Raw genomic sequence first — 10,000 nt, forward strand, 5'->3', positions numbered from 1 at the left:
TCCATTCGAGGATTTCTCATGTCACTGACACATATGAGAAATCCTCGTTTCTTCAACGGCCGGATGCGGTCAGCATCTTCGGCCGTTGGTATCAGTTCAGCCTCTGCCGTTCGTGCTTTTCGTGTTTTTGGTGGCTAAACCTTCTTCCTCGCCCATTCCCAGACGCGCCAGCCCAGCAGCACGGCGATAATCGCCGCATAGACCAGCGGCATCGTCTTGTCGGCCTTGACCAGCAGGAAGTAGTGCAAGGCCCCCAGCGGCACGATCACATAGATCAGCCGGTGCAGGTTGCGCCACACCACCCCGCCCAGCCGCCGGATCGCCGCATTGAACGAGGTCAGGGCCAGCGGGATCAGCAGCACAAAGGCTATCATCCCAAAGGTGATATAGGGCCGTTTGAGGATATCCGACCAGATCTGCGCCCAGTCGAAATACTGATCGATCACCACATAGCTCAGCAGGTGCAGCGCCACGTAGCCAAAAGCAAACAGGCCGATGGGCCGCCGCCAGCGGATCAGCCGCCCCTGCCGCAACAGGCGCGCTAATGGCGTCAGGGCCAGGCCCAGCACCAGCAGCCGCAACCCCCACACCCCCAGTTGCCGAACCACCGTCTCGACCGGATTAACCCCCAGATCGTTCTGGAAAAATCGCCACAGCAGCCACAGCGCCGGCAACAGGCACAGGGCGCAGATCAGGGCGATATCCGGCGTAAACCCGCGCTTGGCCTTCATCAGTAATACTTTTTCAGGTCCATGCCGGCATAGAGGTGCGCGACATTGTCGGCATAGCCGTTGAACATCAGGGTCGGGCGGCGCTTGAATTCGCCGATGCGGCGCTCGGTCGCCTGTGACCAGCGCGGATGATCGACCTGCGGGTTCACATTGGAATAGAAGCCGTATTCCCGCGGTGCGTAACGGTTCCACGAGGTCGGTGGCTCGCGCGTGGTGAAGGAAATCCGCACGATGGATTTGATGGATTTAAACCCGTACTTCCACGGCACGACCAGCCGGATCGGCGCGCCGTTCTGATTGGGCAGCAGATCGCCGTAAAGCCCGACGGCCAGCAGGGCCAGCGGGTTCATCGCCTCATCCATGCGCAACCCCTCGACATAGGGCCATTGCAGGATGCGGTCGGACACGCCACGCATTTCCTTGGGGCGCAGCGCGGTTTCAAAGGCCACATACTTGGCCTTTGACAGAGGTTCGGCGCGCTTGATGACCTCGGCCAGCGGAATACCGATCCACGGAATGACCATCGACCAGCCTTCGACACAGCGCAGCCGGTAGATGCGCTCCTCCAGCGCGCCCTTCAGCAGGGTTTCGATGTCGATCGTCTGGGGTTTGGCACAGTCGCCATCAAGCTTTACCGTCCACGGCCGCGTGGTCAGGGCCGAGGCGTATTTGACCGGCTCCAGCTTATCGGTGCCAAACTCATAGAAGTTGTTGTAGCCCGTCACGGCTTCGAGATCGGTCGGCGTCTCATTGGTCCAGAAGGTGCGTTTGGCGCTCAGCTTGCCCGTCACCTGCGCGGCTTGCACGGCCGTTCCGGCCAGCCCCAGCCCGAAACCGATCCCGGCCGCCATGATCTCGCGCCGCCGGAGATAGACATCCTTTGGCGTGACGTCGTTGTCGGTCAGGTCGGGGGCGTGGCGGATCAACATGGGCAGTCTCCGTGGGTTATACCAAGGTCATTGAAAATGACCCTGGGTATGCGTTTCGTGAATATCTCATGTCGCTGATACAGATGAGATATTCGCGAGTTTTCAACGACCGGATGCGATCAGCATCTTCGGTCGTTGGCATTACAGATGACTATACGCAGAAACCGGCCATTTGGTGACACGCCAGATGCAAAAAAGGCCGGTGCCCCCTGCACCGGCCCTCCCCATCCTAATGTATCTTCACGCCCAGGGCTTCGGCGGCCTCGACCGAAATCTGACCCTGTGGCAGACCCTGATCGGCCTGAAACTTCTGCATGGCCGCCACGGTCTTGGTGCCCAGCGTACCATCGGCCGGGCCGGGATCGTAGCCGCGTTGTTTCAGGGCCACTTGAAGGGCCTTGATCTTGGCCGGGGTGGTGTTGCGTTCACACAGGACTTCACGCCACACAGGCTCAGGGGCCTTTACCGCGCGGGTCTTGTCCACCGTCTTATAGACGGGGGCGACCGTATAGGATTCCGTGCGCGCCGGTTTGATAACTTCCTTATACTTTTCCGTGCGATAGGTGGCCGGGATCACCTTTTCGATGACCTGTTCCTCGCGCTCGACGATGACCCGCTCGACCTTTTCGACCCTGGCCGGGACCTTGATGCGGCGCACCGTCGCCGGCTGCACCTCGACCATGCGTTCGACCTGCTTATATTCGGCCGGCACCTCTTTCAGGCACCAGATCGTCTGGGCCGAGCCCTTTTGCAGGTACTCGGTCGTTTCGGCGCTGCCCTGAATCGCCACCGGCTCCTTGCCGGGCCAGGTCAGCATACCATCGGCGCGGTAACGCACCGGCTGATGATCGCCGGGGGTAACCAGCGCCGCACCGGTAGCAATCCCTTCCGAGCGCACCCATTCCTGACGCGCCGGGCGCACCATGACGCTTTCCGTGCGCTTTTCGAAAACGGGCGGCACGGGTTCCTCGCGCCACGTGGCCGGCTGCACCACGCGCTCTTCCATCACCTTGCGCGTCACGGCGGGGATCACCTTGCGCTCGACGCGTTGCGGCTGATCGACCACCTGACGCTCCGCCCAGCGCCATTCCTCAGGCACCGCGCGGGTTTCGACGCGCTCCGGCTCCACAAGCACCTTTTCGGCATAGGTTTCCAGCACCGGCGGCTTCATCAGACGGGTATAGCACTGGTTGGGACGGGCCTCCTTGACCACCGCTGGCGGCAGGTCCGGATGGTCGCCACCCACAGCGCCATCGGGGCAATCGCCCTTGGCCGACGCCGGGCTGACAACCGGGGCCTTGGCCTCACCCATATAGACGCCCTGCGCGCCCGATGCGCCATAGGCAGAGGGCGTGTCCTTCAGGACCGGGGACGCCGGTTTGACCGCCGGCTTAGCCGCCCACGCGCCCGTACCACACGCCATGACCGCCAGCGCCATCAGCGACACGCCGGTGTTCAGCGTCCAGTTCCTCATCTCAGCACCCTCACAGACAAATCAGTTGCGGCAAGCTTAACGCCTTATTAACCCTGCCGCCAACCCGACTCGCGTTTTTCGGGTAAATTAACCTTGTTCAAAGCCTGTCACTTGCGCGTGCCGTCCAGCCACGCCGCCACCCAGAACAGCGGGGCGTTCCAGTTCACCGCCACCTCATTGGTAGAATAGCTGCCGATATGGTCCACATAACAAATTTGTGGGGCGCAGTCTTTCAGACGGGCTTTGGCATCGGGGTCCGAGGGGTTCTGATTGGGTCCGCCGGCAATGACGCCCGGTGGCGGGGGCGGCAAGGTGGCGTCATTGGCCCAGAAGCGATGGTGCGGATGCTGCATGGCGCGCTCGCCATACCCCGAAACATAGCTGAAATTCAGCGGGTTACGCCCTAAAACATAATCCAACAGATTGACGGATTCGGCGCGATAGGCCGCGTCGCCGCTGATATCCGCCGCGTAGGCGAACAGCATGGCCCGGTTCATAAAATCGGCCGTCGAGCCCCAGACATAGGGCTTGTTGAAGGCGATATGATAGCCCTGCCCGGACGTTTCTGTCCGCATCAACGCCGCGCGCGCCACCACGGCCTGACGCGCCGCCGCCCGCAGGGGCGTGTCCACCGTTGCCAGCGTCAGGGTGCCCAGCGTATCGACCTTACCCCAACTGAAATCCGTGGCCGTCAGATAGTGCGGCGAGGCCTTCACATCCTCCGCATAGGCCGCGTCCCCCGTGGTGGCATACAGCTCCGCGGCCGCCCAGTAGAATTCGTCGCTGAGGTGGCCATCGCCATAGCCCCCGCCGCCGCCCGTCAGCACGTCAATAGCATAGGCATTGGGCACGCGCTTCGCGGCGGCATAGGCCTTTTTGGCCGCCGTCAGGCAGCGGTCGGCATAGGCGTCGTCCACGCCATTGAACACCCGCGCGCACTGCGCCGCCGTCGCCGCCAGATTGAGCGTCGCCGCCGTCGAGGGATAGCTGAGGCCGCGCTTTTCCTTATCGAGATGCGGCGGCATGGGTATGGCCGTCCAGTGCTCGTCGTGCATCTTGTGATGGGCCATACCTGACGCATCGACACGGGTAAAGGTGAGCTTGTCCAGAGACTTGCGCTGATCTCCTAATGGCAGGGTCAGGGTCTGCCCGTCCGGCACCTGCATGGCCAGCAGGAAGTCCATTTCAAAGCGCACCTCATCCAGCAGGTCATTTTTGCCGTTACCCGCTTCGGGAATCTTCACTCGCCCATCGTCAAAGCTACGGTCGCCGCGCGCCTGCGCCCCCTCATAGGCGTTCATCAGCGTCCACACGGCGATACCGCCATTGACCACGTACTTGCCGTGGTCCCCGGCATCGTACCAGCCTTTGGACACATCCAGCGTGTAGGGGCAACCGCCCCAGTCATTGCCGCGATAATCTTTCGGCCCCCAGCAGGTGACGATCTCCTTTTCGTGCGCGACGGGCCGGGCGAAACGCTCACCGACGTATTTCGCTTCGATCGGCACGCTCGCGCGCTGATGATAGAAGAAGGCCAGAGCGTCGTATTTCAATGATTGATAAACATCGGCACGAATGTCGAAAGGCGCGCTGACCTTATAGGTGTCGCCTTTTTTCACACCGACCACATAGCTGCTGCCGGGCGTCTTCAGAGCGGAAAAATCAATCTGGTACACCACCTTGCCCGACCCGGCATTGAGACCGAACGCTTCGCTGCGTCCGGATAGCACCTCCGTATTGGCCGCGTCCCTCACCACCCAGTCTATGGCGGGCCATGCCTTGCCAGCGGGCGCTGGTGCGTCTTCGGGCACGGCATAGACGGCGATTTTGGGCGAATCCGGCTGAAACCCGGTCTGATTGAGCGTCGGAAATTCCATATAGTGATGCTGATAAGGCCGCGGCAGGCTCGGCTGAGCCATCGCCACACCCCCCAGGCAGGCCATCACGACGCCGGCTAAAAGCGCTTGTTTCATACCGTTTCTCCCTCAATCTCCGCGCCTATGTCAGCGCTGTCACTGCGTTGTCCTAACAAACCCTGCCCGGTGCGAAAAGTACATTTAAATCTTGACTCAGAGGACACATCCGCCCAACAGAACCGCGACCATTTTATCCCCCTTTATCTCTCTCAGACCGGACCTTGCCATGATCCCCCGTTATTCCCGTCAGGACGCCGCCGCCATCTGGGACCCTTCGACCAAGTACAAGATCTGGTTCGAAATCGAGGCCCACGCCGCGACCAAGATGGCCGAACTGGGGGTCATCCCGACCGAGGCCGCCGAAACCCTGTGGGCCAAGGGTAAGGATGCGCAGTTCGATTCGGATCGCATAGACGAGATCGAACGCACGGTGAAGCACGACGTCATCGCCTTCCTGACCCACGTGTCGGAAATCGTCGGCCCCGAAGCGCGCTTCCTGCATCAGGGCATGACCTCTTCGGACGTGCTTGATACCTGTTTCGCGGTTCAGCTTCAGCGTTCGGCCGATCTGCTGATCGAAGGCGTTGATCTGGTGCTGGCGGCGCTGAAAAAGCGCGCCCTTGAGCACAAGTTTACGCCGACGGTGGGGCGTTCGCACGGCATCCACGCCGAGCCGGTGACCTTTGGCCTGAAACTGGCCGGTTATTACGCCGAATTTGTTCGCGCCAAAAAGCGCCTTGAGGTCGCGCGTGAGGAAATCTCGACCTGCGCCATTTCCGGCGCGGTCGGCACCTTTGCCAATGTCTCGCCCGAAGTCGAAGCCTATGTGGCCGAAAAGATGGGCCTGAGCGTCGAGCCCGTCTCGACCCAGGTCATCCCGCGCGACCGTCACGCGGCTTTTTTCGCGGCGCTGGGCGTTGTGGCCTCATCCATCGAGCGTCTGGCTGTGGAAATCCGCCACCTGCAACGCACCGAAGTGCTGGAAGCCGAAGAGTTCTTCTCCAAGGGGCAAAAGGGCTCATCGGCCATGCCGCACAAGCGTAACCCCGTGCTGACCGAAAACCTGACCGGCCTGGCGCGTCTGGTGCGCTCGGCCGTCGTCCCGGCTATGGAAAACGTCGCCCTGTGGCACGAGCGCGATATTTCGCACTCCTCGGTCGAGCGCGGCATCGCACCGGACGCCTGCGTGCATCTGGACTTTGCCCTGCGTCGTCTGGCGGGCGTTATGGAAAACCTGATGGTTTATCCGGAAAACATGCAGAAGAACCTTGATCGTCTGGGCGGCCTCGTCCACTCGCAGCGCGTGCTGCTGGCCCTGACGCAAAAGGGCATGTCGCGCGAAGACAGCTATTCGGCGGTTCAGCGCAACGCCATGCGCGTCTGGCGCGGCGAAGGCAACTTCCTCGACTTCCTCAGCGCCGACGAGGACGTGTCCAAATTCTTCACCCGCGAAGAGCTTGAGCCCTTCTTTGACCTCGGCTACCACACCAAACACGTCGATACGATCTTCGCCCGCGTGTTTGGGGAATAAGAGCCGTATCCCCCCTAATTTTAGGCGGGACACCGGCTGAAAGCCGGAGGGGGGTTAATCCGGCGGCAATTAACCCCACCGTCTTTTGCCGCTCCGCGCCAAAATCCACCTCCCCTGATATCAGGGGAGGCACTTTGGAGTAAGACCATGTCCCTTTCCCTTCTGACCGACGCCTTTGATTTTGCCGGCTACCGAGACCGTTTTGCGCGCAAGGGCCGCATCCGGCTCGAAGGGGCCCTGTCGCACGAGGACGCCCACGCCGTTCATCACGCGCTGGAGCAGCAGACCCTGTGGGAACTGCATCTGGTCGACAGCGAAGGCCAGCCGGACATCCTGTCGCGCACCGAGCTTGAGACGCTCAATCCGTCGGAGATTCAGGACCGCCTCGCCGCTGCCGCCGAGCGCGCCCAGACAGGCTTAAGTTTCCTGCATCTGGGCTACGACCTGACCTCAAAAGAGGCGTTGGTAAACCTCGGAGAAGACCATCCGCTGTTTGCACTGGCTAAACTTTTGTGGTCGGCGGAATTTGCAGCCTTCTGCGAAAACCTGACCGGGCTGTCGGGGCTGAAACTGCAAAGCCTGATCGCCACCGGCTACCGCCCCGGCGACTTCTTCACCATGCATACGGACGCGCAGGCCGCCCTGACCTTTGAATGGAACTTCACGCACGACTGGCGCTCGGACTGGGGCGGGCAGATCCTGTTCCATTCGCCATCAGGCGATATCGAAGGCGGCGTCATGCCACGCCTCAACGATCTGGCGCTTTATGCCGGGGATCAGCCGCGCTCGGTGGCCTCTCTGGCCGCCTACGCCGGCGCGCCAAGGTTTGCGGTCACAGGGCGATTTGTTTAGTCACCCAGAACCGTTTCGACGAACTGCTTTCCGTCCCAAGTATAAAGTAAGGCCGCACTTTCGAACGTAAAGACTCTCAGACCGTATTTGCTAACGGCTATCGGCTTGCACGGTGTTTTTTCGCAGGCCCCAACCACGAACTCATGCTCGACAATCTCAAGCCCCATGCGCGGTATGTCGTTTTTGAGGCTCAAGGACCGCATCGGCAACATGTTCACGATTCTGAAAGGGGAGCGTTCCCGTTCTCCGAACGTGACTCCAACCCTGACCTGATCGCCCGGATCTCTGTAGAAGGCGGCCTCATCCTCGATCCCGTCCCCGTTGAGATCGCCGGTCGCCGTCAGATACAGTGTTGGACTTTTGGCCCTCAACGCCATATCCGCGTGCCCGGCAACATTCGCCTCGGTTACTCTACTGTCAACCTGCGCCATAACCGGCCCAGCGCATGCGATAGACAGCGTCAGACTCAAAGCCGTCAAAAAAATTTTCATATTCCCCTCCCCGGAAACAAAAAAGGCTCCGCGAACGGAACCTTTTGAAATCCTACTGCTCGTTCTTCAGCGCCTCGCGGGCCTGAGCCAGAAACTCAACCACCTTGGTTCGCACCTCTGTCTCGCGCACGGGAATGTTGGAAGCCGTCAGGTCACCCAGCACCTTGCGAATCACGTCTTCCTCGCCTGGCTGCTCGAAATCGGCGCGCACCACGGCCTTGGCGTAGTTTTCGAGATTGTCGCCGGACAGGCCCATCTTTTCGCCTGCCCACAGGCCGATCATGCGGTTACGGCGCGCCACAGCCTTGAATTCAAATTCTTCGTTGTGGGCGAACTGCGCTTCGAAACCTTTGGATCGGTCATCAAACGTCGTCATAGGGATAAACCTCACTTGTCCTTCTGGTTTTAATGCGCGCCATGACCCCGCGCAACACAAACCGTCATTTACATCACAAAAGTTTTTGATTATTGGCTGCACCCAATCGCATCCTTGGGATGCCTCTTTCACAGCCGTGCGTCAGACGCCCTTTTCAAACCCTCCCCCGACACCCCTCACCGGCTGGCCCGGACGGTTTGACTATTCCGACGTCTGCACATGCGCTGCCCTTTCTGGAGATGGCGCCATGACCACCCGCCGCAAGAAGATTTACGAAGGCAAGGCCAAGATCCTGTACGAAGGCCCTGAGCCCGGTACGCTGGTCCAGTACTTCAAGGACGACGCCACCGCCTTCAACGGCGAGAAGAAGGCGCAACTCGAAGGCAAGGGCGTCATCAACAACCGCATCAGCGAGTTCGTGATGACCCGCCTGACGCAGATCGGCGTGCAAAACCACTTCATCAAGCGCCTCTCCTTACGCGAACAACTGATCCGCGAAGTCGAGATCATCCCGCTGGAAGTCGTCTGCCGCAATGTCGTCGCCGGTTCGATGGCCAAACGCTTCAACCTGCCCGAAGGCCAGCAGTTGCCGCGGTCCATCATCGAGTTCTACTACAAGAACGACGAGATGGGCGATCCCATGATTACGGAAGAGCACATCACGGCCTTCAACTGGGCCACGACGCAGGAAATCGACGATATTCTGGCCATGACGCTGCGCGTCAATGACTTCCTGTGCGGCATGTTCGCCGCCGTCGGCATCACCCTGGTCGATTTCAAGATCGAGTTCGGCCGCCTGTTCGAAGGCGAGTTCTCGCGCGTCATCCTGGCCGACGAGATCAGCCCCGATTCGTGCCGCCTGTGGGACACGCAGTCGGGCGAAAAGCTGGACAAGGACCGCTTCCGCCGCGATTTGGGCGACGTGATCGAGTCCTATACCGAGGTCGCCAAGCGCCTTGGGATCATGAAGGACATGCCCCGCGTCATCGAGGGCGGTGCGCAGTAATCTTCCCTCTTAAGTCCATCGTTGACGGTGGACTTTTTGCTTACTCTCTTAAACGAAGTGAAAAGATGAAAGCCACGGTTCATATCTTCCTCAAGGCGGGCGTTCTCGACGTTCAGGGCAAGGCCGTCGAAGGCGCGCTCAACGGACTGGCGGGCACCGCCGGCTGGAGCGATGTCGCCAATGTCCGCGTCGGCAAGGTGCTGGAGTTCGACCTGAACAGCACGGACAAGGCCGCCGCCGAAGCCGAGGTGAAGTCCATGTGCGAAAAGCTGCTGGCCAATACGGTCATCGAATCCTACCGCATCGAGGTCGCGTAAGATGAAAGCCGCCGTCCTCGTCTTTCCGGGTTCCAATTGTGACCGCGACTGCAAGGTGGCGGTTGAGGTGACGACCGGGGCCCAAGTCAGCATGGTGTGGCATCAGGACACGAGCCTGCCCGCGGGCCTCGACCTGATCGTCGTGCCGGGCGGCTTCTCCTATGGCGACTATCTGCGTTGCGGCGCGATGGCGTCGCTGTCGCCGGTGATGGCTGAGGTGGTCAAGGCGGCGCAGCGCGGCGTCTCGGTCGTCGGCATCTGCAACGGCTTCCAGATCCTGTGCGAAGCCGGCCTGCTGCCAGGCGCGCTGATGCGTAATGCCGGTCTTAAGTACGTCTGCAAACCCATTGAACTGACGATTGAAAATCGCAACACGC

Annotated in this window: 11 protein-coding genes; 5 read left to right on the top strand and 6 right to left on the bottom strand. The window is 60.7% G+C overall.

What is annotated here, in order from left to right:
* Positions 1–134 precede the first annotated feature (134 nt).
* From LDL37_RS01125 to LDL37_RS01140, 4 genes are all read right to left on the bottom strand, one after another.
* A complete protein-coding gene (locus tag LDL37_RS01125) occupies positions 135–731 on the bottom strand; it encodes a protein-methionine-sulfoxide reductase heme-binding subunit MsrQ (RefSeq protein WP_290793114.1) in 597 nt (198 codons plus the stop codon).
* The gene (gene msrP / locus LDL37_RS01130) at positions 731–1,660 is read right to left on the bottom strand and encodes a protein-methionine-sulfoxide reductase catalytic subunit MsrP (protein WP_290793117.1); all 930 of its coding nucleotides are present in this window, start codon (positions 1,658–1,660) and stop codon (positions 731–733) included. Before msrP ends, LDL37_RS01125 begins: the two co-directional genes overlap by 1 nt.
* Positions 1,661–1,889: 229 nt before the next feature.
* A complete protein-coding gene (locus LDL37_RS01135; RefSeq protein WP_290793120.1) occupies positions 1,890–3,134 on the bottom strand; it encodes a peptidoglycan-binding protein in 1,245 nt (414 codons plus the stop codon).
* 107 nt (positions 3,135–3,241) lie between these two features.
* A complete protein-coding gene (locus LDL37_RS01140) occupies positions 3,242–5,107 on the bottom strand; it encodes a glycoside hydrolase family 9 protein (protein WP_290793123.1) in 1,866 nt (621 codons plus the stop codon).
* A gap of 169 nt (positions 5,108–5,276) precedes the next feature.
* On the opposite strand from LDL37_RS01140, the gene purB reads away from it, so the two are divergent.
* The gene (gene purB, locus LDL37_RS01145; protein WP_290793126.1) at positions 5,277–6,581 is read left to right on the top strand and encodes an adenylosuccinate lyase; all 1,305 of its coding nucleotides are present in this window, start codon (positions 5,277–5,279) and stop codon (positions 6,579–6,581) included.
* A gap of 147 nt (positions 6,582–6,728) precedes the next feature.
* Positions 6,729–7,433 (top strand): 2OG-Fe(II) oxygenase family protein, encoded by a 705-nt coding sequence (locus LDL37_RS01150; protein WP_290793129.1) that lies wholly within the window; start codon positions 6,729–6,731, stop codon positions 7,431–7,433.
* Here LDL37_RS01150 and LDL37_RS01155 read toward each other — a convergent pair.
* Together LDL37_RS01155 and LDL37_RS01160 are read right to left on the bottom strand one after the other, a co-directional pair.
* Complete coding sequence (locus LDL37_RS01155) at positions 7,430–7,924, bottom strand: hypothetical protein (protein ID WP_290793132.1); 495 nt, start codon at positions 7,922–7,924, stop codon at positions 7,430–7,432. The genes LDL37_RS01150 and LDL37_RS01155 overlap by 4 nt on opposite strands.
* Before the next feature lie 52 nt (positions 7,925–7,976).
* Positions 7,977–8,300: a DUF1476 domain-containing protein gene (locus LDL37_RS01160; protein ID WP_013480523.1), complete on the bottom strand. Its 324-nt coding sequence runs from the start codon at positions 8,298–8,300 to the stop codon at positions 7,977–7,979.
* Between the two features lie 247 nt (positions 8,301–8,547).
* Here LDL37_RS01160 and purC point away from each other — a divergent pair, with 247 nt between their 5' ends.
* The 3 genes from purC to LDL37_RS01175 form a co-directional block, all read left to right on the top strand.
* Positions 8,548–9,306 carry a phosphoribosylaminoimidazolesuccinocarboxamide synthase gene (purC, locus tag LDL37_RS01165; RefSeq protein WP_272742583.1) on the top strand — a complete coding sequence of 253 codons (759 nt, stop codon included), beginning with the start codon at positions 8,548–8,550 and terminating at the stop codon, positions 9,304–9,306.
* A gap of 65 nt (positions 9,307–9,371) precedes the next feature.
* The gene (gene purS, locus LDL37_RS01170) at positions 9,372–9,623 is read left to right on the top strand and encodes a phosphoribosylformylglycinamidine synthase subunit PurS (RefSeq protein WP_290793142.1); all 252 of its coding nucleotides are present in this window, start codon (positions 9,372–9,374) and stop codon (positions 9,621–9,623) included.
* Position 9,624: 1 nt separating this feature from the next.
* The coding region (locus LDL37_RS01175) for a phosphoribosylformylglycinamidine synthase subunit PurQ (protein WP_290793145.1) at positions 9,625–10,000 on the top strand (376 nt) is incomplete at its 3' end.

It is taken from the genome of Asticcacaulis sp. (assembly GCF_020217185.1).
GTDB lineage: Bacteria > Pseudomonadota > Alphaproteobacteria > Caulobacterales > Caulobacteraceae > Asticcacaulis.

Excerpts from the sequence above, each read along its gene's own strand:
- LDL37_RS01125 (WP_290793114.1), bottom strand. The coding sequence starts at position 731 with ATGAAGGCCAAGCGCGGGTTTACGCCGGATATCGCCCTGATCTGCGCC.
- msrP (WP_290793117.1), bottom strand. The coding sequence starts at position 1,660 with ATGTTGATCCGCCACGCCCCCGACCTGACCGACAACGACGTCACGCCA.
- LDL37_RS01135 (WP_290793120.1), bottom strand. The coding sequence starts at position 3,134 with ATGAGGAACTGGACGCTGAACACCGGCGTGTCGCTGATGGCGCTGGCG.
- LDL37_RS01140 (WP_290793123.1), bottom strand. The coding sequence starts at position 5,107 with ATGAAACAAGCGCTTTTAGCCGGCGTCGTGATGGCCTGCCTGGGGGGT.
- purB (WP_290793126.1), top strand. The coding sequence starts at position 5,277 with ATGATCCCCCGTTATTCCCGTCAGGACGCCGCCGCCATCTGGGACCCT.
- LDL37_RS01150 (WP_290793129.1), top strand. The coding sequence starts at position 6,729 with ATGTCCCTTTCCCTTCTGACCGACGCCTTTGATTTTGCCGGCTACCGA.
- LDL37_RS01155 (WP_290793132.1), bottom strand. The coding sequence starts at position 7,924 with ATGAAAATTTTTTTGACGGCTTTGAGTCTGACGCTGTCTATCGCATGC.
- LDL37_RS01160 (WP_013480523.1), bottom strand. The coding sequence starts at position 8,300 with ATGACGACGTTTGATGACCGATCCAAAGGTTTCGAAGCGCAGTTCGCC.
- purC (WP_272742583.1), top strand. The coding sequence starts at position 8,548 with ATGACCACCCGCCGCAAGAAGATTTACGAAGGCAAGGCCAAGATCCTG.
- purS (WP_290793142.1), top strand. The coding sequence starts at position 9,372 with ATGAAAGCCACGGTTCATATCTTCCTCAAGGCGGGCGTTCTCGACGTT.